The 19924-nt window shown below is 66.5% G+C and carries 20 protein-coding genes and 1 tRNA gene; 7 read left to right on the top strand and 14 right to left on the bottom strand.

Going from position 1 to position 19924, the window contains the following annotated elements; all coding sequences use genetic code 11:
• Positions 1 to 229: 229 nt before the first annotated feature.
• Positions 230 to 306 (top strand) — tRNA-Arg (locus DFO45_RS00675).
• Between the two features lie 83 nt (positions 307 to 389).
• On the opposite strand, the gene DFO45_RS00670 is transcribed toward DFO45_RS00675, so the two are convergent.
• From DFO45_RS00670 to DFO45_RS00625, 10 genes are all read right to left on the bottom strand, one after another.
• Entirely contained in the window at positions 390 to 1448 is a 1059-nt protein-coding gene (locus DFO45_RS00670) for a YwqG family protein (protein ID WP_166657017.1), read from the bottom strand.
• A gap of 284 nt (positions 1449 to 1732) precedes the next feature.
• On the bottom strand, positions 1733 to 2773 hold the full coding sequence (locus DFO45_RS00665; protein ID WP_133863382.1) for a biotin-dependent carboxyltransferase family protein: 1041 nt from the start codon (positions 2771 to 2773) through the stop codon (positions 1733 to 1735).
• Positions 2770 to 3510: an allophanate hydrolase subunit 1 gene (locus DFO45_RS00660; RefSeq protein WP_133863381.1), complete on the bottom strand. Its 741-nt coding sequence runs from the start codon at positions 3508 to 3510 to the stop codon at positions 2770 to 2772. The genes DFO45_RS00665 and DFO45_RS00660 overlap by 4 nt, the downstream gene beginning before the upstream one ends.
• On the bottom strand, positions 3507 to 4268 hold the full coding sequence (locus tag DFO45_RS00655; RefSeq protein WP_133863380.1) for a 5-oxoprolinase subunit PxpA: 762 nt from the start codon (positions 4266 to 4268) through the stop codon (positions 3507 to 3509). The genes DFO45_RS00660 and DFO45_RS00655 overlap by 4 nt, the downstream gene beginning before the upstream one ends.
• 355 nt (positions 4269 to 4623) lie before the next feature.
• Complete coding sequence (locus DFO45_RS00650; RefSeq protein WP_133863379.1) at positions 4624 to 5328, bottom strand: ABC transporter ATP-binding protein; 705 nt, start codon at positions 5326 to 5328, stop codon at positions 4624 to 4626.
• A complete protein-coding gene (locus DFO45_RS00645; protein WP_012172596.1) occupies positions 5321 to 6052 on the bottom strand; it encodes an ABC transporter ATP-binding protein in 732 nt (243 codons plus the stop codon). The genes DFO45_RS00650 and DFO45_RS00645 overlap by 8 nt, the downstream gene beginning before the upstream one ends.
• The gene (locus DFO45_RS00640) at positions 6049 to 7032 is read right to left on the bottom strand and encodes a branched-chain amino acid ABC transporter permease (protein ID WP_012172597.1); all 984 of its coding nucleotides are present in this window, start codon (positions 7030 to 7032) and stop codon (positions 6049 to 6051) included. Before DFO45_RS00640 ends, DFO45_RS00645 begins: the two co-directional genes overlap by 4 nt.
• Positions 7032 to 7910, bottom strand: a complete 879-nt coding sequence (locus DFO45_RS00635; protein WP_012172598.1) for a branched-chain amino acid ABC transporter permease — start codon at positions 7908 to 7910, stop codon at positions 7032 to 7034. Before DFO45_RS00635 ends, DFO45_RS00640 begins: the two co-directional genes overlap by 1 nt.
• A 31-nt stretch (positions 7911 to 7941) precedes the next feature.
• Entirely contained in the window at positions 7942 to 9207 is a 1266-nt protein-coding gene (locus DFO45_RS00630) for an ABC transporter substrate-binding protein (protein ID WP_043879671.1), read from the bottom strand.
• Between the two features lie 91 nt (positions 9208 to 9298).
• A complete protein-coding gene (locus DFO45_RS00625) occupies positions 9299 to 10117 on the bottom strand; it encodes a putative hydro-lyase (RefSeq protein WP_133863378.1) in 819 nt (272 codons plus the stop codon).
• 135 nt (positions 10118 to 10252) lie between these two features.
• Here DFO45_RS00625 and DFO45_RS00620 point away from each other — a divergent pair, with 135 nt between their 5' ends.
• The 4 genes from DFO45_RS00620 to DFO45_RS00605 all read left to right on the top strand — a co-directional run bounded on the left by DFO45_RS00620 (position 10253) and on the right by DFO45_RS00605 (position 15448).
• Complete coding sequence (locus DFO45_RS00620; protein WP_244421749.1) at positions 10253 to 11143, top strand: LysR family transcriptional regulator; 891 nt, start codon at positions 10253 to 10255, stop codon at positions 11141 to 11143.
• Positions 11144 to 11218: 75 nt separating this feature from the next.
• On the top strand, positions 11219 to 13036 hold the full coding sequence (locus tag DFO45_RS00615; RefSeq protein ID WP_133863377.1) for an alpha/beta fold hydrolase: 1818 nt from the start codon (positions 11219 to 11221) through the stop codon (positions 13034 to 13036).
• 432 nt (positions 13037 to 13468) lie between these two features.
• Positions 13469 to 14896: a GGDEF domain-containing protein gene (locus DFO45_RS00610; protein WP_245517913.1), complete on the top strand. Its 1428-nt coding sequence runs from the start codon at positions 13469 to 13471 to the stop codon at positions 14894 to 14896.
• 18 nt (positions 14897 to 14914) lie between these two features.
• On the top strand, positions 14915 to 15448 hold the full coding sequence (locus DFO45_RS00605; RefSeq protein ID WP_133863375.1) for an AAA family ATPase: 534 nt from the start codon (positions 14915 to 14917) through the stop codon (positions 15446 to 15448).
• Positions 15449 to 15486: 38 nt separating this feature from the next.
• Here DFO45_RS00605 and mbfA read toward each other — a convergent pair whose 3' ends face one another.
• Positions 15487 to 16464, bottom strand: a complete 978-nt coding sequence (gene mbfA, locus DFO45_RS00600; RefSeq protein ID WP_133863374.1) for an iron exporter MbfA — start codon at positions 16462 to 16464, stop codon at positions 15487 to 15489.
• A gap of 174 nt (positions 16465 to 16638) precedes the next feature.
• Here mbfA and DFO45_RS00595 point away from each other — a divergent pair, with 174 nt between their 5' ends.
• Positions 16639 to 16827 (top strand): DUF3008 family protein, encoded by a 189-nt coding sequence (locus DFO45_RS00595; RefSeq protein ID WP_133863373.1) that lies wholly within the window; start codon positions 16639 to 16641, stop codon positions 16825 to 16827.
• A 123-nt stretch (positions 16828 to 16950) separates the two neighbouring features.
• Here the strand turns inward: DFO45_RS00595 and DFO45_RS00590 are convergent, their stop codons facing one another.
• On the bottom strand, positions 16951 to 17463 hold the full coding sequence (locus DFO45_RS00590; RefSeq protein ID WP_133863372.1) for a hypothetical protein: 513 nt from the start codon (positions 17461 to 17463) through the stop codon (positions 16951 to 16953).
• Positions 17464 to 17622: 159 nt separating this feature from the next.
• Between DFO45_RS00590 and DFO45_RS00585 the strand changes: the two genes are divergently transcribed.
• Positions 17623 to 18468 carry a polyphosphate kinase 2 family protein gene (locus DFO45_RS00585; protein ID WP_133863371.1) on the top strand — a complete coding sequence of 282 codons (846 nt, stop codon included), beginning with the start codon at positions 17623 to 17625 and terminating at the stop codon, positions 18466 to 18468.
• Between the two features lie 82 nt (positions 18469 to 18550).
• On the opposite strand, the gene wrbA is transcribed toward DFO45_RS00585, so the two are convergent.
• Both wrbA and DFO45_RS00575 read right to left on the bottom strand, forming a co-directional pair.
• Entirely contained in the window at positions 18551 to 19150 is a 600-nt protein-coding gene (wrbA, locus tag DFO45_RS00580) for an NAD(P)H:quinone oxidoreductase (protein WP_133863370.1), read from the bottom strand.
• Positions 19151 to 19324: 174 nt separating this feature from the next.
• Positions 19325 to 19831: an RNA pyrophosphohydrolase gene (locus tag DFO45_RS00575; protein ID WP_133863369.1), complete on the bottom strand. Its 507-nt coding sequence runs from the start codon at positions 19829 to 19831 to the stop codon at positions 19325 to 19327.
• Between the last annotated feature and the right edge of the window lie 93 nt (positions 19832 to 19924).

Below are 19924 nucleotides of genomic sequence, written 5' to 3'. Positions count from 1 at the left end.
CGCACGCGCAAGCCCTTGGCGCGTCAAGGATCGACCGGCGCGGAGCCCGCCGCCGACAGTACAGCTTTCCACAGGACCGTGGGCCGGCTCACATTTCTCGCAGCGGCGGGCCTTGCACTGCCGGGGAAAAGGCAGTAGTTCAACACACCTCGCCGCCGGGACACCGGGGCGGGCCCTCGGAGGACCAGCCTCCGGATCACGGCCTGACCGTTGATCTCCAAAGGGAAACGCGCCCGTAGCTCAGCTGGATAGAGCACCAGACTACGAATCTGGGGGTCAGAGGTTCGAATCCTTTCGGGCGCGCCATTTATCTTCAAATCAGATCTGTCGACGGTTGGAGCTTGTGCCTACGCTCCTGACTGCCGTCCCTCACAATTGAGGCTACCCGCTCAGTCACACTGATAGGTGACGCGTGCGCGTTCGAAACGGCGGGCGGCAAGGTCTTCGTTCCGGATGATGACGTAATAGGCGCCGGGGCCTCTCATCCCCGCATTAAGATCGACACCGACCTGAAGCAGAAGCCGCCAGGCGCCGGCCTCTTTAAGGAGCGCCTGCGCCTCCGGGGTTTTCCACGCGTCTCCATTGCCGCAATAGATGCCGTGCGATGCGAGCTGACTGGTGGCTTGCAGGCCGTTCTGAAGGGGACGCGGGAAGCCTCCCAACTGGTGGTTCTCTCCACCGTCCTCATCCGGCGTCCCGAACTGCGAAAGCCAGTCGCCGTAAACCTCCCGCAGGTCTTCGCCCTCGAGATCGAAAGCATCCCAGCCACGCTCGCTCATGGGGATCGGCGTGACGACGGGAACCGCACTGATCAGGGCCGGCGCGAAAATGGTCGTCCAGTCGTCGCTCGAGATTGTCTCCAGATCCATGGGGACGGCAGCCGGTGTGAGGAGGTCCCTCGGGCTGTCATCCCAGATCACGCGCCAGCCGACCGCGGCCTCGGGGGTGAAGTCTTCCGGTTGCTCCCAGAAATCGTAGAAGACGAGGAGGCGGCCCGTCTTCGGGAGCAGGGGATCGAACCCTTCGATGGCCGACAGAGCCGCCAGATCGAACTGACCGAAGAAGGCCAGCGGAAACGGGCGCTCCGTCGCATCCGCCTTCGCCATGCGCTCCTGGCTGAACATCACGCCCTGCTCGGGGGTCATCCAAGAACGCGGCTTGCGGGAGTCCTCCAGGAGCCGTCTGGCATCCTTCCGATGTCCGGTGGCACGCCGTTCTGCATCCGGATAGGGCGGTCGCATCGGCCACCCCATGCCCGGCGGAAGGTCGGGCGTCCCGCCCAGCCGACTTGCGCCGGGAAGCGGCCTGTTCTCGCCAAGTGCGGCCGTGGTCAGAAGCAGCGCCGGCAGCGCCTGAGCGGCAAGACGCTCCACAATTTCCGCCGGCAGGTCCTCATCGCCTAAAGATGCCCGAAGTGCATCGCGCGTCCGTGGCAGGGCTTTGCTCATATTTCGCAACGACTCCTGTCGCTTCTCTTGTCGTTCCGCACACATCAGGATGAAAGAAACGAAAGAAAATCACGCCGGGATTGGCGGCATATCCCGCACCACGTAGCCAAGCGATGGGACATTTTGGTGACGTCTCACGTGAGACAGCATCTGCGCGCGTGGCATACGGTGCCGCGCCCCGGCACCGTGCATCACAATCGCTTATCGCCGGAGCCGTAGGGCGGCCGTATGGATCGCCGCGGACCGTCGGCGACAAGGCGCGACGCCCGATGACACGCCGCCCCTCACCCCTCCGCGAAGGCGTCGACCCAGCCGTCGATGAGGCGGCAGCCGAAGAGGAATTCGGAGGTGAGGTGCGTGCGCACGAGCGGCGTCAGCGTCCAGCCGTCGGTGAGGGCGGCGGCTTCCGCCCGGCGGGCGGCGATGGCTTCCTCCGCCGTCACGGCGGCAAAGCGGAAGGTAGCGCCGGGACGCAGCTGGGCGATGCGGCCGAGATCGGCGCCGATGACGTTGGCGATCTTGGGATAGCCGCCGGTGGGCTGGCGGTCACCCATCAGCACCACGGGAAAGCCCTCCCCCGGCACCTGAATGGCCCCATGGGCGATGCCGTCGGAAACGATGTTGAAGCCGCCCGCATGGGTGAGCGGCGTGCCATCGAGGAAATAGGCCATGCGATCCGAGCGCACGGACACCGTCCATGGGCCGGCGAGGAAGGCGGCGATCTCGGCGGCGTTGAAATAATCGTCCTGCGGCCCGAGCATCACGCGGATGATCTCGCCGGGGCGGTTCAGCACGGGCGCGGCCAGCTCCATGGTGCCGCCCGGCAGCACGTGCCCGCCGGCGAGCGGCAGCAGGTCGCCTGCCATCAGGGCGCGGCCCTTGAGGCCGCCGAGCCCCGAGCGGGCGTGGGTGGAGAGCGAGCCGAGCGTCGGGGGAATGTCGATGGCACCGCAGGGCGCGAGATAGCACCAGGCGCCCGTGGTGCCCGCGCGCACGGCGAGCTTCTGGCCCACCTCCAGTGTCAGGCGGCACGCCGACGGGACGGGCTGACCGTCCAGCGTGATCCTGAACGCGCCGCCCACCAGCGCGACGGTGACGGGCGCCTCCACGGCCTCCAGTTCGACCCCGCCCATGGAGATTTCCAGCGCAGCGGCGCCCTCTGGCACCTGCGCCACGCGATTGGCGAGGGCGAAGGCGAGCGGGTCCATCGGGCCCGCGCCGGTCACGCCAAAGCGCAGCAGGCCGTGCCGGCCGGCATCCTGAAGGGTGACGCCGGGGCCGGCGGAGAGAATGCGCAGGCCCGGCTGCGCGGCCGTCTCGCTCATGAGCGGATCTCCCGGCGCGCGACCACCTCGCCCGACGCGGCGCGCGCATCGAGGGCGAGGAAGGTGTCGCGATCCACCGGCTCGAATTTCAGTTCATCACCCACGGCGACGAGGAAGGCCGGGTTGCGCTCGGCCGCGAACATGCGCTCGGGCGTGCGCCCCATCAGCCACCAGCCGGTGGGCATGGAGAAAGTTGTGACGATGGCGAGGCCCCCGCCGATCAGCGTCGTGTTCGGCGGATGCGGCGGACGCGGGCGGGTGCGGCGGGAAACCGCGAGTTCCTTCGGCAGGCCGCCGAGATAGCAGAAGCCGGGGGCGAAGCCGTACATATAGACGCGGAAGACGGCGGCGGCGTGCAGCGCGACCACCTTCTCCTCGGACAGGCCGGTCATGCGAGAGACCTCGCCGATGTCCTCGCCATATTCCGGATCGTAGCAGCAGGGCAGCACCCAGCGCGTCACGGGGCCGGAGGCCGCCCGCGGCGCATTGACCATGGCCTCGATCTCGCCGACCAGCGTCGCGCGGGAAATGACCAGCGGATCGTAATGCACCATCAGCGAGCGATAGGTGGGCACGCTCTCGCGCACGCCAGGCAGCGCCCGCGCCACGAGCGCGGCGTCGAGCGCCAGCACGCGATCGCTGATCTCCGGCTCAACCGCCCGTCCGAACTCCACCACCAGCGCCGTCTCGCCGCTGTCGAGGAAGCGCGGCGCGGCGTAGACCTCCCCCTCGATCATGGCGCGAAGGGCGCGATGGTGATGCCGGCCGCTTCCAGCCGCTCGCGCACATAGCGCGCGGTCTCCACCGCCTTCGGCCCGTCGCCATGGACGCAGATGGAATCGATGGACGTCGGCAGGTGCGTGCCCTGCGCGGTGATGACGGCCCCTGACTGCACCATGGCAATGATGCGGTCGGCCGCCGCCACGGGATCGTGGATCATGGCGCCGGGCTGGCTGCGCGGAATGAGATGACCCTGCTCCGTATAACCGCGATCGGCGAAGATCTCCGCGGCGAGGCGCAGGCCCGCGTCGCGGGTGGCGGGCGCCTGCGCGCCCAGCGGGCCGGCGAGGACCACGAGCGAGGGATCGACCGCCTTCACCGCATTGGCCACCGCCACCGCGACCTCGGGCTCCTGCTCGGCAATGTTGCCCAGCGCCCCATGGACCTTCACATAGGTGATGCGATGGCCGGAATAGGTGGCGAGCGCCTGCGCCGCGCCCACCTGATAGGCCACCAGCCGCTCGATCTCGCCGGGCGTGAAGGGCATGCGGCGGCGGCCGAAGCCCCACAGATCCGGAAAGCCAGGATGCGCGCCCACCGCCACGCCCCGCGACTTGGCGTAGGCAAACGCCTTGGCCATGATCTCCGGATCGCCCGCATGCAGGCCGCAGGCGATGTTGGCCGAGGAGACGATGTCCATCAGGGCTTCGTCTTCCGTGAGGTGCCAGATGCCGAAGCCTTCGGCGAGATCGGAATTCAGGTCAACGGACGGCATGGGTCGGCCTCGAAACGGAAATGCTGCCATCGGGCGTGGGCCGGTGGCGAGCTTTTACACGATGTGTGGGCGTCGAGATGCGTCCTCGCGTCCACGCCTCATTCAACCGGCCTTCCACGATCGGCGTTCGCCGTGTCAGGCCCGCATCTCACACATCCGTCATGGCCGGGCTTGTCCCGGCCATCCACGCCGCGCCGACAGTGCGGACCTCGAAGCTCCCGCCAGCGGCGACCCGTGGATGCCCGGACCAAGTCCGGGCATGACACCTCTTTTGCTGCATTCAGGACCGCCCTGCCGTCGGTGACGGGCTGAAATGGTCCTGACGTTCACGCCACCGACGAACCCCTCCCCGGCCTCACAGGCCGAGATAGGCGCGGCGCACGTCGGGGTTCGCGCGGATCTCGTCCGCCGGCCCGCTCATGGTGACACGTCCGGTCTGCAGCACATAGGCCCGGTCGGAAATCTCCAGGCACTCCGTGAGCCGCTGCTCGACGATGAGGATCGTCATGCCGGTGTCGCGGATGGTGGTGACGGCCTGGAAAATCTCGTCCACGAGCTTGGGCATGATGCCCTGCGAGGGCTCGTCCAACATCAGCAGGCGCGGACGCGTCATCAGCGCGCGGCCGATGGCCAGCATCTGCTGCTCGCCGCCCGACAGCGTGTTGGCCCGCTGGTCGAGACGCTCGGCAAGCCGCGGGAAGAGACGGAACACCATCTCCAGCGGCGCCTCGCGGTCGTCCTGCGCCCGGTACATGTAGCTGCCGAGCCGCAGGTTGTCGCGCACCGACAAGCGCGGGAACAGCCGGCGGTTCTCCGGCACATAGGCGAGGCCCTTGGCGGTGATGAGATGGGGCGGCACGCCCACCAGCTCCTCGCCGTCGAATCTCACCGAGCCGGACTTCGGCTTCTCCATGCCGACCATGGCCTTGAGCAGCGAGGACTTGCCCGCGCCGTTGGCGCCCGCCACGCAGACGATCTCGCCCTTGTTCACCTCGATGGAGGCGCCGGAGACCGCGATGAGGCCCGCGTAGGTGACCGTGATGTCCTTCGCCTCAAGCACGGTGGCGGTCCCCCAGATAGGCGCTGATGACGCGCTCGTCGCGGACCACGTCCGCAGGCTTGCCTTCCGCCAGCACGGCCCCGAGGTTCAGCACCACGGCGCGGTCCACCAGCGGCATGACGATCTCCATCACGTGCTCCACCATGAGCACGGCGACGCCCTTCGCCCGCACGGCCCGCACGAGCTCGACCCCCGCCCGCGCCTCGGAGGGCGTGAGCCCGGTCATCACCTCGTCCAGCAGCAGGAGCTTGGGCTCGGTCGCGAGGGCCCGGGCGACTTCCAGGCGCCGTTTTTCCGGCGGCGTCAGCTCGTTGGCGAACACTTCGGCGCGATGGCCGAGACCTGCGAACTCCAGCACTTCCTCGGCCTTCTTGCGCGCCTCCTTGGTGGAGGAGGTGCGCACGAGGGCGCCGACGATGACATTGTCCGCCACCGTCATGCTGTCGAAGCTCTTCACCACCTGGAAGGTGCGGCCGATACCACGGGCGCAACGCTCCGGCGCTGAGAGGCGCGTCACGTCCTGACCGTCGAACCAGACCGAGCCTTCGGTCGGGGGCCGAAGCCCCGCGATGACGTTGAACAGCGTGGACTTGCCGGCCCCGTTCGGGCCGATGAGGCCGACGATCTCGCCGGCCGCCACCTGAAGATTGACATCGCTGTTGGCGACGAGGCCGCCGAAACGCTGCCAGACGTTGCGCACATCGAGAAGGGGCGAGGCACTCATGCTGCGCTCCTCTTGCGGCGCTGGAACAGGCCCACGAGACCGTCGGGACGGGCCAGCGCAATGGCCATGATCAGGCAGCCGTAGACGATGAGGTCGATGCCCTTGCCCGAGCCGCCCATGTAGGTGCGGGTGAGTTCGGTGAGCGGGATGAGGATGGCGGCGCCGAGCACGGGCCCCCATAGCGTTCCGATGCCGCCGAGCACGGCCGGAAGGGCCATGAGCAGCGAGAACTGGAAGGTCATCACCGATTCCGGGTCGATGTAGCCGAGGAACTGGGCGTAGAAGCTGCCGCCCACCGCCGTGAAGAAGGCGGAGACCGCCGCGGCCATCATCTTGGAGTTGAACACCACGACGCCCAAGCTCTCGGCGGCTTCCGGATTGTCCTTCACCGCACGCCACCAGTAGCCCCACTTGGAATTCTCGATCTTCCAGGTGACGAGCCACACCACCGCCGCGAAGACGAGGACGAAGTAGAAGTAGGGAAGCTTGTCGCGGGCGAACTGGAAGGTCAGCCAGCTGTCGCGGCCGATGGGCAGTTCGATGCCGGTGGCCGCGCCCGCCCAGTCCCAGTTGTGGAACAGCAGCAGTCCGATCTCCGCGATCACGATCGTCGCGATGACATAATAGTGGCCGGCAAGGCGGAAGCAGGCGTGGCCGATGCCCATGGCGATCAGCGCCGCGATGACACCGCCGAGCGCCATGCCGAACCAGGGCAGCACGCCGAACTTGGTGTAGAGCAGCGTCGAGGTGTAGGCCCCGATGCCGAAGTAGAGGGCATGGCCCAGCGAGAGCTGCCCGCAATAGCCGCCGAGGATGTTCCAGCTCTGCGAGAGGCCGGCATAGAGCAGCAACAGGATGAGGACGTTCAGCGTGTAGACGTCCTTCACCCCGAAGGGCAGCAGGGCGACCAGCGCGAAGATCACCAGGGCGAGCAGGAGCTGGCGCGTGCGCCGCGCCGTGAAGGAGGGTGCGGCGCTCATCAGATGCTCCCGAACAGGCCGCGCGGGCGGAAGAACACCACCAGCAGGTAGACCACGTAGATGCCCACCGACTTCAGCGAAGGCGGCAGCACCATCGCCGTCATGGCCTCCACGAGGCCGACCACGATGCCGCCGGCAAAGGCGCCGAACACCGAGCCGAAGCCGCCGAGCGCCACCGTGACGTAGGCGATGAGCGCGAAGGAAGCACCCACATCCGGATAGACGTAGAAGAAGCTCGCCATGATGGCACCGGCGAGACCCACCAGCGCCGCGCCGAGGCCCCAGCCGAGCGCGAACACCTTGTTCTTGTCGATGCCCACCAACGCCACCGCGCCGGCGTCCTCACGGGTGGCTTCCAGCGCCTTGCCGAAGTCCGTCTTCTTGATGAGGAAAAACAGGCCGACGAAGGCGAGGATGGAGACCGCGCCACCCGCCAGCTGCGGCGCCGGCAGGAAGATGCCGAACACCGAGACGGTCTTGCCGCCGAGCCAGGTGTGGGGAATGGAGCGGTAGTCCGGCGTGAACAGCAGCTGGGCGAGACCGCGCATCACCACCGCAAGTCCGAAGGTGGCGAAGATCTGCACCATGCCCACGTTGGTCTTCGCCCGCATCGCGAAGCGGATGATGGCGAGATAGACGAAGGCACCGAACCCGAACAGCACCGCCGCCGCGATGGGGGCGGAAAGCAGCGGATCGAGGGCGAACCAGCTGAAACAGAAGAAGGTGATGTACATGGCGAACATCAGGAATTCGCCATGTGCAAAGTTGGTCACGTCCATCAGGCCGAAGATGAGCGCCAGCCCGACGGCGATAAGGCCGTAGAGCAAGCCCATGAGCAGGCCGCTGGCCAGGCTCTGGATAACGATTGCGGCTGTCATGTTCCTGCTCCACGCACCTCCTTTCGAGAGATCAGCTCTTGTTCATCGGCCAAACGGCTTCGGCGATGGCCGCCTGAGCCGGGAAGACGGTGACGAACTTGTTGCCGATGCGCTGGAGCAGGACGGGGTCCGCATAGGGGTTCTGTCCGGTCTCGTCGAACTTCACCTTGGACCACGGCATGATGGTCTTCTCGCCCGGCAGGTCGGTGGCGACCAGCGCGGCGCGGATGGCCTCGCCTTCCGTGGACTTGGCGCGGTTGATGGCGTCGGCCAGCAGCAGCAGGGCCATGAATTCGCGCGAGGTGTTGTCGTTCAGGTCCTTGCCCGAGATCTTCTTGAAGGCGTCGTTCACCTTGCCGACCGACGGACGCTTGGCGGCGAGGTCGAGCGAGAAGCTGCCGCGGGTCATGGAGCCTTCGGCCAGCGGGCCGACGGCATCATAAAGGGCCTGCTCGGAGAAGCCGGCCGCCTGCGCCAGCAGCGCCTTGGGCTTGTAGCCCAGCTCGTTCATGGTCTTGAGCAGCAGGATGCCGTCGGTGGTGTAGCTGGACGGCAGGAGCACGTCCGCATTCGCCGCCTTGAGCTGCTGCACCTCGGCGGTGAGCGAGGGCGAGTTGGCGCGGTACTTGATGTCGGCGACGACGTTGTAGCCGCGCTCCTTGGCGAGCTTCAGCTGCGCGTTGGCGCTGTCCGTGCCGAAGATGGTGTCCTCGTGGAACAGGGCGACCGTCTCGACCTTCTGGCCCTTCTTCTTCAGGCTGTCGAGGAAGTCGAACATGGCCGCCGAGAACATCTCGTCGTGGGCGGCGGCGCGGAAGAAGAACTTCAGGTTGCGGCGGGTCAGGCTCGGCGAGGAGTTGTCAGCCGAGAAGAAGGGAACGCCGTAGCGCTCGCAGGACTGGCTGACGGTCGCCGCCACCGCGCTCTGGTAGGTGCCGACGATGGCGCACACCTTCTCCTGCGTGATGAGGCGCTCGGCCTCGGCGCGGCCCTTCTGGGGGTCGCCCTGATGGTCGGCATAGACGATGCGCACCTTGGCGCCGCCGAGGTTCGGCAGGCCGCCGGCACCCGCGAGCGGCAGATCCGCGTCGGAATTCTCGTTGATGAACATCAGCGCGGTCTCGAACGCCTTCTGGGCGTCGACACCCATCTGCGCGGCCGCACCCGACATGGGATAGAGCGCGCCGATGACCACTTCCTTGGTCTGGGCACTGGCCTTGCCCGCCGCCCCGGCGCCCAAAGCGAGCGTCGCGGCGGTGCCGACGAGAAGATTGCGACGATTGATCGTGAACGACATATCAGGGATCCCTCTGCTGAATGCCCCGGTCACGCTCTACGGCGTTTGCTTCCGCGGGGGTAGTGTCGATTTGGAAAGGTTGTGCCGGCGCTCAGCCGGTTGCGAGCGCACTGTTCTTGAGATCGGTGCACAGCATCATGCCGGGCCCGTGGGCCAGGGCGTATTCGATCTTGGCGGCCGAGATGACCGACTGGGGCGTGACACCGCAGGCCCAGAACACCGGGATCTCGCCTTCGAGGATCTCCACCGCATCGCCATAGTCAGGCTTGGAGAGATCCTTGATGCCTATGGCTTCCGGCAGGCCGATGTGGATCGGCGCGCCATGGACCGAGGGGAAGCGAGAGGTGATCTGCACCGCGCGGATCGCATTGGCGGGCGTCATGGGCCGCATGGACACGACCATGGGGCCGGCGAAGGGGCCGGCCGGCACGCAGGCGATGTTGGTGCGGAACATCGGCACCTTCACGCCCTTCTCCACATGGCGCAGCGGAATGTCCGCCGCCATGAGCGCCTCCTCGAAGGAGAGCGAGCAGCCGATGGCGAAGGTCACGAGATCCTCGCGCCAGTAGGCCTTGAGGTCCGCCGGCTCGTCCACGAGCACGCCGTCCTTGTAGACGCAGTAGCCGGGCACGTCGGTGCGGATGTCGAGATCGAGGCCGATGGAGCTCAGCGTCGGATCACCAGGCTCTGACACGCCGATCACCGGGCAGGGCTTGGGGTTACGCTGGCAGAAGCGCAGGAAGTCGAAGGCGAGCTTCTCGGGCAGGATGGCGAGGTTCGCCTGCACGAAGCCGGGGGCGAAACCCGCGGTCGAGCCGGTGAGCGCGCCGCTGCGGCTCGCAAGGCGCACGTCGCGGCCGGTGGCCAGGGAAATACCGCCGGGAGTGGCAATGGAGGCATGCGCGGTCATCGGAAAACCTGCTCATTGGTTGCGCATGCCCATATCATCACCACGAATCCATTGTGTCGAATTTTAATTTCGGATCGTTTTGGATAAACTGGCCTTATCGATGCGTCAGGCATCCGGCCCCGGCGGAGGGTGGTGATGGACCTCAAAGCCTTGGAAACATTCGTGCGTGTGGCGGAACTGGGGAGTTTTCGCGCCGCAGCGAACAAGTTGCACACCACCCAGCCCGCCATCTCCCAGCGCATCGCTCAACTGGAGAGCGAACTGGGCGCCCGGCTGCTCGAGCGTGAACGCCGCAACGTCACGCCCACCCCTCGCGGCCGCACCCTGCTGGCCTATGCGGAAAAGATGCTCGCCTTGCGTGCGGAGATGCTGACCGTGTTCAGCGACTCAACGAGCTTGCGCGGCGTCATGCGCATCGGGCTTGCGGAGACCATCGTCCACACGTGGCTGACGCGCTTCCTCAAGCAGGTGAACGCCATCCATCCCCATCTGGGGCTCGAGATCGAGGTCGACATCTCGCCGAACCTGCGCGACCGGCTCGCGGCGCAGGAACTCGACGTGGTCTTCATGCTCGGCCCCAGCCACCTGCCGCTGATGGAGAACCGGCTGCTCTGCTCCTATCCGGTCTCCTTCGTCGCCAGCCCGGAGATCAGCTGGAGCCAGAAGCCGGTGACGCTGGAGGAGCTGGCGACCTTCCCGATCATCACCTTCTCCCGCAACACACAACCCTACATGGCGGTGCGCACCCTGTTCTCGCGCCATGACCTGCCGCCGGTGCGCCTGCACGCCAGCGCCTCGCTCTCCACCGTCGTGCATATGGCGACCGAGGGCCTTGGCATCGCGGTCATTCCCGCCGCCATCGTCTCGGGCGAGCTGGCGAGCGGCCGCCTCGCCGTCATCGAGACCAACACGCACATTCCCGATCTGCCCTTCTATGCGGCCTGGACCTCCACGCCGGACAGCAGCGCCGCCCGGCAGATCGTCGAGATCGCCGCCGTCATCGCCCAGGAACGCGGCGGCATGTGAACAACGCTTGATTCGGCTCAAGGCGGAACAGGCGTTGCCGGTCCATGGACAAGCATCCCCGAGAGGTGTCGTCCCATGAATGCGCCTTATGCCCCGCCCGCCGAAGTCGCTCCCGCCAAACGATCGCTCCACGGCACACCCGCTCCGCAGTCGGACGACGGCGCTCTCGGCCTCGAGGGCTTCCGCGCCTTCGACCGGATGACACAGGCCCTCACCGCCCGCTTCACCGGCGGACTTTCGCCCGCCGCCATGGCGCTGGCCTGGACCGACTGGTCCATCCACCTCGCGGCGGCTCCCGGCAAGCGGGCCGAGTTGATGCTGAAGGCTTGGCGCAAATATTCCCGCCTCGCGGGCTACATGGCGCGGGCGAGCCGCGATCCCGCGACGCCGCCAGTGATCGAGCCGCTGCCGGGCGACGACCGCTTTGCCTCCGAGGCCTGGCAGAAATGGCCTTACAGCCTCTATGCCCAGAGCTTCCTGATGACCCAGCAGTGGTGGCACAATGCCACCCATGAGGTGCCGGGCACCTCCCGCCACACGCAGGACGTCACCTCCTTCCTGGTGCGGCAGATGCTGGACATGGCCTCGCCCTCCAACCTGCCGCTGACCAATCCGGACGTGCTCGCGCGCGCCCATGCGGAAGGGGGCGCCAATTTCCTGCGCGGCTTCCAGAACTGGCTGGAAGACGTGGGCGCGGCACTCTCCGACGAGCCGCCGGCCGGAACCGAGAAGTTCCGCCCCGGCGTGGAGGTGGCCGTCACCCCCGGACAGGTGGTCTATCGCAACCACCTCATCGAACTGATCCAGTACGCGCCGACGACACCGGACGTCTATGCCGAGCCGGTCCTGCTCGTGCCGGCCTGGATCATGAAGTACTACATCCTCGACCTATCGCCGCAGAACTCGCTGATCCGCTACCTCGTCTCGCAGGGACACACGGTCTTCTGCATCTCCTGGCGCAACGTCACCGCCGAGGACCGCTACGTCTCCTTCGACGACTACCGCCGTCAGGGCGTGCTCGATGCGCTGGATGCCATCTCGACCATTGTGCCCGGCACGCGAGTCCACGGCACCGGCTACTGCCTCGGGGGCACGCTGCTGGCGATCGCCGCGGCGGCCATGGGCCGGGCGGGCGACCAGCGGCTCGCCAGCCTCAGCCTGTTCGCGGCCCAGACGGATTTCACTGAGCCGGGCGAGCTGCAGCTCTTCATCGACGACAGCGAGCTGCACTTCCTCGAAAGCATGATGTGGGACCAGGGATTCCTGTCCGCCGAACAGATGGCGGGGGCCTTCCAGATGCTGCGCTCCAACGATCTCGTCTGGTCGCACATGATCAAGGACTATCTGCTGGGCGAGCGCACGCCCATGATCGATCTCATGGCCTGGAATGCGGATTCCACCCGCATGCCCTATCGCATGCACAGCCAGTATCTGCGCGAGCTGTTCCTCGACAACGCCCTGGCCAGCGGCCACTACATCGTGGACGGCCATCCGGCGGCCTTGCCCAACATCCGGCAATCCATCTTCGCGGTGGGGACGGAACGGGACCATGTGGCGCCCTGGCATTCCGTATACAAGCTACACCACCTGACGGATACGGACGTCACTTTCGTGCTCACCTCCGGCGGGCACAATGCCGGCATCGTCTCCGAGCCGGGCCATCCGCACCGGCATTATCGCGTGCGGCGAAAGGCGGCTGCGGATGCCTACATCAGCCCGGACGAATGGGTGGCGGGGAGCGACCTGAAGCCCGGCTCCTGGTGGCCGGAATGGAGCGAATGGCTGGCCGCGCACTCCTCGCCCGGCCGCGTGCTGCCGCCCCCGATGGGTGCGCCCCAAGCGGGCCTGCACCCGCTCTGCCCGGCGCCGGGAACGTATGTCCACCAACGGTGACGCCGGCACCAGATACCTCAACATGAGAGAGCGGGAAAGCGGCGCTTCCGCAGGGCATCGGCTCTGGCGGCAGCGATAAACCGATCGCAGGGAACGTCGCCGCGCGATATGGCCAAGCTTCCGTTTGGCAACCTGGGCGCGACTATTTCCCGCCCGTGCCCGATATAGAGGGATGTTCTGATGCACATCGCCGCAGCCACCGCAGCGGTGATGCACGATAGGCATGATGGCGGCGTCGCAATTTGCGGCGCGGGCCTTTATCGGTTTTGCTCCTCGGTGTATGCATAGCTCCGCTCTTGTTCAAAAAGACATGATCGCACGCGCCATCGACCGTTTCGGTCCCGCGCGCCGTGCCGGTCTGCTTTGCCCCGCCTCGGGGCACGCGCCATGACGGCGCGATCGCTCCTCCCGGCCAATCCGATTTTGCCCGCCATGCTCGATGACGCCCTGATTTTTGACCTGTCGCCCGTTTCCCTATGGGTCGAAGACTACAGCCGCCTGAAACGGCTGTTCGATCAGTGGCGCGCGGAGGGCGTCCGCGACCTGCGCTCCTTCTTCGCCGATGACATGACGCGCGTCAGTCAGTGTGCCGCGCACATCGACATCGTGAAGGTCAACAGGCGTACGCTCGACCTGTTCGAAGCAGACTCGCTGGAGGACCTCACCGCCAATCTCGGCAAGATCTTCCGTGACGACATGCTGTCGGTTCACGCCGAGGAGCTTGTCCATCTGTGGTCTGGCGAAACCAGCTTCTCCAGCCACACCTGCAACTATTCGCTCAGCGGACGGCGCATCGACGTGCAACTGCACGGCGTCATCCTGCCGGGCTATGAGGACAGCTGGTCGCGCGTCCTCGTCTCGCTGGAAGACGTCACGGACAGCGTGCAGTCGCGTCGCCGTCTGGCGCTCAGCGAAGCCTATGCGCGGGGCCTGTTCGAGCATTCGCCAGTCTCGCTCTGGGTGGAGGACTTCTCCGGCGTGAAGGCGCTGCTCGACCGCGTGCGCATGCAGGGCATCCAGGATTTCCGCGTCTTCACCGACGTGCATCCGGAATTCGTGGACCAGTGCGCCAGCGAGATCCGCGTTCTGGAGGTCAACCACCAGACGCTCCAACTGTTCGGCTCGGGCGAAAAGGCGGCGATCATCCGCCGCCTGGACGAAGTGTTCCGCGAAGAGATGCTCCAGGCGCTCCGCGAGCAGTTGATCGACCTCTGGGACGGCAAGCTGTTCCAGCAGCGCGAGGTCGCCGCCTATACGCTGGAGGGCACGCAGCTCTATCTGCTCCAGCAGTTTTCGGTCCTTCCCGGCCATGAGACCGACTGGGCGCAGGTGCAGGTCGCCTTCGTGGACATCACCGCCCGCAAGAAGGCCGAAGCCTATCTCGAATATCTCGGCAAGCACGACGTGCTCACCCGGCTCTACAACCGCTCCTTCTATGTGGAAGAGCTGAACCGGCTGGACCGCAAGGGCCCCCGGCCGGTGAGCATCATCATGATCGACCTCGACGACCTGAAGCTGGTGAACGACCAGCTCGGCCATAGCGCGGGCGACGACCTGCTGCGGCGGGCCGGCGAGGTGCTGTCGTCCCTCGTCGAGAAGCCCTGCCACGTGGCGCGCATCGGCGGCGACGAATTCGTCATCCTCCTGCCCGGCATCGACGGCGAGGGTGCGCAGACGGTGCTCGACAATCTCGTGAAGCTGGTGGAGCTGAACAACCAGTACAATTCCGCCAAGACGCCGCTGCGGCTCTCGGTGGGCGTTGCCACCAGCCGCATCGGCGAGCGGCTGGAAGCCACCATCAAGCGCGCCGATCTCGGCATGTATGAGAAGAAGCGGGAAAAGGACGAAGCGGTCCACTGAGGCCGCGTGCGGACTACCATGGGCCGCCTCGTCCTGATTTCCGGCTGCTCCGGCGGCGGCAAGTCCACCCTGCTGGAAGCCCTGGCCGCCCTCGGCCATGAGGTGGTTGCCGAACCCGGCCGGCGGGTCATCGCCGCCTTTCACGCCGGGCAAGGCGGCGCCCTCCCGTGGAACGATCTCGGTGCGTTTGCGCGCCACGCTCTGGCCCTCGCGCGCTCCGATCGTGCGGCGGCGCTCGCGCGGCCGGGCCTCGTCTTCTTCGACCGCGGCACGATCGACGCGGCCGCCGCGCTGGAGCAGGTGGAAGGCGTGCCTTTACGGGACAGCCTCGGCCCGGAGCGGCACTACCACCGCCGGGTCTTCCTCACCCCGCCCTGGCCGGAGATCTATGTGAGGGACGCCGAACGGCGCCATGATCTTGCGGCTGCCGAAGAGGAATACGAGCGGCTGCGCACCATCCTCCCCGCCCTCGGCTATGAGGCCGTCATCCTGCCGCGCACCGATGTCGGCGCGCGGGTCCGCTTTGTGCTGGATACGCTCGCCGACGGCTGAAGCGCCATCGGCCGGAGCGCTCGAGGTTCCGGCCGGCGCTAACTGCCGCCGATGAGGATGCCGGCCGCCAGCACCAGCGCGCCACCGACCACCACCTGGATGACCGCCCGGAAGAAGGGCGTTTCCATGTAGCGGTTCTGGATCCAGGCGATCGCCCAGAGTTCGACGAAGACGACGATGCCGGCGAACACGGTGGCGGTCCAGAAGTCGGGAATCAGATAGGGCAGCGCGTGGCCGAGGCCACCCACCGCCGTCATCACGCCCGAGGCGAGGCCCCGCTTCAGCGGCGAGCCGCGGCCGGAAATGACGCCATCGTCATGGGCGGCTTCCGTGAAGCCCATGGAGATGCCCGCGCCCACGGCGGCGGCGAGGCCCACGAGCAGGGTCGTATAGGAATTCTCAGTGGCGAAGGCGGTGGCGAAGATGGGCGCCAGCGTCGACACCGAGCCATCCATCAGGCCCGCCAGGCCCGGCTGCACCCAGGTGAGCACGAACTGGCGCCGCGCCTTGCCGTCCTCCTCCGCCTTGGCATCGGCGGGCAGGTTCTTGGCTTCCAGCCGGTCGGCCAGTTCCTCGTGCCGGCGCTCCTGAAGGGCGAGATCGCCGAGCAGGCGCCGCGTACCGGCATCCGAGGTGCGCTTGGCCGCCTCAAGATAGAAATTGGCGCTGTCCTCTTCCATCTTGGCGATCTCGGCGCGGATGCGGTCGATGCCGAGATTCTTCACCAGCCACACCGGCCGACGGGAATAGAAGCCCGCCACATGCTCGCGCCGGATGAGGGGAATGTGCGGGCCGAAGCGGCGCTCGTAATCGGCGATCAGCCGGCCGCGATGGGCGCTCTCCTCGGCAGCCATGCCGTCGAACATCTTCGCGGTGTCGGGAAACTCCTCCCGCACCATGGCGGCATAGTCGCCGTAAATGCGCGCATCGTCCTCCTCGGACGAGATCGCCAGCGCCAGAACCTCCTGCTCGGACAGATCGGAGAAACGCCGACGCGAAGCCAACAGGGCAACCATTGGGCCAAGCCTCTATTTTTAGAACTCTTCTAATTTAGATAGCAGTCGGCCGCGCGTGTTGCAATGCGACGCAGGCGCCCTGCCCGCCTGGAAACGCGCGGCCGCAATGGCACGCGCGAACCGTGCGGGCGGGTTCCGCGTTGGGGGAGCAGAGGCAAACCGAAGGAGGATCACATGCCGGCCAAGTCAAAGGCACAGCAGATGGCGGCGGGGGCAGCGCTGGCCGCCAAGCGCGATCACAGCAAGGCGCAGGAGCTCAAGGGCGCCTCGAAATCCATGTACAAGTCCATGGACAAGAAGGAACTGCACGATCTCGCGGACACCCCGCGCAAGGGCAAGCCGAAGCATGCGAGCGAAGACTGAGAACGGCGGCCTCTTTGGTCTCGGTCCTCGCGGCCACCATGTGGGTACGGCCATGGGTTCGCGGCCGCGAGGAACCGGACTTCGCCGCAGACACCTCCCGTCCGCGATGAAGAGGACGGCCGGTCAGACCGACGACGTGGACTTTTCCAGGCTTTCCGAAGCCGCCTGCTCGGCGGACGTCTCGCTGGACGCATCGACCGCGCCGGTCTTGTCCTCTCCGGAGGCCCTGACCCGTTCGGCGATGGCAGCCAGATCGAGCTTCATCACTGGCCGGTAGGGATTGCTCCCGCCGGTGGCGTTGCTCGAAGACGTGGCAGAGGATGAAGACGTGGTTGAGGTACCGGACGTTGCGGACGTGGCGTCCGTCCGGCCGGTGGCGGAGGTGCCCTGCGTCTGCTGGGCCGCCAGCGTCTGCTGCTGTTGCTGCTGCTCCAGTTGCTGGATCTGCTGCTGCAGAGTCGCAATGGTCTTCTGTTGAGCCGCGATCTCTTCCTGATCGTTGGCTTCCTGGGCCTCCTCCAGCGCCTGCTGGGCCTGCTCAAGCTGGTCCTGCAGCCTGGCCAGCCGCCCCGAGCCACCGGTGCTGGCGGTCAGGCCGGTGACGAGCGAGGAGGTTGTGGATGAAACACTGGTCATAGGACCATGCTCCTGTGGTCCCCACCACGCCGCGCACCCTGCTGGCGCAAGCTTGCCTGAAGCTGGGACGATAATGCGCCCTTACTTTGCCGGACAAAATCCGCCCCCGCGGCGTCGCGAGCAGTTAAAAAGCGCTGCGAAAGCAGGCACCATGGCGCCATGGACTATCGCACCGCTTTCCTCGCCAAGCCCGGCGCCCCCTTCCGTCTCGCCGATTGCGACGCCGGCTTCCACAACGCCTTCTCCAGCCGCTCCGAAGCCCAACCGGAGATCGACGCCCAACTGAAGCGCATGGGCAATTTGCAGGAGAAGCTCTATGCGGAGCGGCGTCATTCCCTGCTCATCGTGCTTCAGGGCATCGATGCCGCCGGCAAGGATGGCGTGTGCTGGCACGTTCTGAAGGGCATGGGGCCCCAGGGCTGCCACGTGCACGCGTTCAAGGTGCCCTCCGACGAGGAGAAGGCGCACGACTTTCTGTGGCGCATCCATCCCCATACGCCGGCTCTGGGCTCCGTGGCGGTGTTCAACCGCTCCCATTACGAGGCCGTTCTGGTGGAGCGGGTCCATGACCTCGTGCCCGAGCAGGTCTGGAAGCACCGCTACGAGACCATCAACGATTTCGAGCGCGGGCTTGAACTTTCCGGCACCACGATCCTGAAGTTCTTCCTCTTCATCTCCAAGGAGGAGCAACTCAAGCGCTTCGGCGACCGGCTGGACGATCCGGACCGCCACTGGAAGATCAGCGAGAGCGACTATACCGAGCGCGCCCGCTGGGACGACTACATGGCGGCCTATGACGACATGATCGGCCGCTGCTCCACCGAACACGCCCCCTGGTATGTCATCCCCTCCAACCACAAGTGGTTCCGCGATCTCGCCATCTCGCAGATCATCGCGAACACGTTGCAGGACATGGATCTGCGGCCGCCGGAGCCGAACGTGGACATTGCCGCGATCCGCAAGCTCTATGCGGCCGAGGTCGCCAAGGCGAAGAAAGACAAATAGCTCCCGGCGCGGCCCCGCCTAAACGTAAAAGGCCGGCCCGGCATGCGCCGGACCGGCCTCCAGTCATTCACTGAACGATGGATCAGCCGAACAGCTTGGCGGCCGTCTTGGCGACCAGTTCGCCCTGGTGGCGCGCGCCGGCGAGATCGATCTCGCTCGGCTGGCGCGAACCGTCGCCGGCCGCGAGCGTGGTGGCGCCATAGGGCGCGCCGCCGACGATCTCGCTCATGCTCATCTGGCCCTGGTGGCTGTAGGGCAGGCCCACGATCACCATGCCGAAGTGCAGCAGGTTCGTGATGATGGAGAAGAGCGTGGTCTCCTGGCCGCCGTGCTGGGTGGCGGTGGAGGTGAAAGCCGCGCCGACCTTGCCGTTCAGCGCGCCGCGGAACCACAGGCCACCGGCCTGATCGAGGAAGGCGGCCATCTGCGAGGCGATACGGCCGAAGCGGGTCGGGGCGCCGACGATGATCGCGTCGTAATGCTCGAGGTCCGCGATGGTGGCGATGGGCGCCGCCTGATCCAGCTTGAAGTGGGCGGCCTTCGCCACCTCTTCCGGAGCGGTCTCGGGGACGCGCTTCACGTCCACCGTGGCGCCGGCAGCGCGCGCGCCCTCGGCAACCGCGTTCGCCATCGTCTCGAGGTGGCCGTAGGTGGAATAATAAAGGACCAGGACCTTCGCCATTTCACTCTCCCTGCCCCAGCGCCTTGCGCCGGGAAATGCTGTGGCAGCGCCGCGGGACTTCTGCCGCGCCAACCGCCCTGAACTCGAGGCGGACATTGGCACGGCAGAGAGAAACGAAATAGTCGAATAATCTTGTCTGTTACGTTCTATTTTTCAGAACGCACGCCGACCCATTCAGTCCTGCGCGAAGCGGCGGAATTCACGGGCCACGCGTTCGTACACCTGCCGCTTGAAGGGGATCACCAGTTCGGCTGCCCGGTCCAGCGCGTCCCAGCGCCAGTTGCAGAACTCGGCCTTGTGCGCGCCGCCACCGGGCTTGAGGATGTCGATCTCGCCTTCGTCGCCGGTAAAACGCAGCGCGAACCACTTCTGTGTCTGGCCACGATACTTGCCCTTCCAGGCCTCTCCCGCCACGCGGCCCGGCAGATCGTAGGACAGCCAGTCCTCCACCTCGCCCAGCTTCACCACCGAGCGGATCGAGGTCTCCTCATACAGCTCGCGGAGGGCCGCCTCATAGGGCTCCTCGCCCTTGTCGATGCCGCCCTGGGGCATCTGCCAGGAATGGGTGGCATCCACATGCTCGGGGCCGCTCAGGCGCTGGCCGAGGAACACCTGACCTGCACGATTGAAGATGGCGAGGCCCACGCAGGGGCGATAGGGAAGATCCTCGAGACGTGTCATCGCTGCCTTTTCCTCAGGGCCCCCGATTCGCGTCCGTGGCCCCCACCTGTCCGGGCCACGGAAGCGCAGGCGCCGGGTGGAGGCAAGAGGATT

Source organism: Azorhizobium sp. AG788, from assembly GCF_004364705.1.
Taxonomy (GTDB): domain Bacteria; phylum Pseudomonadota; class Alphaproteobacteria; order Rhizobiales; family Xanthobacteraceae; genus Azorhizobium; species Azorhizobium caulinodans.
Note: the sequence above shows the minus strand (reverse complement) of the source record. Positions and strands in the feature narration are given on the sequence as shown.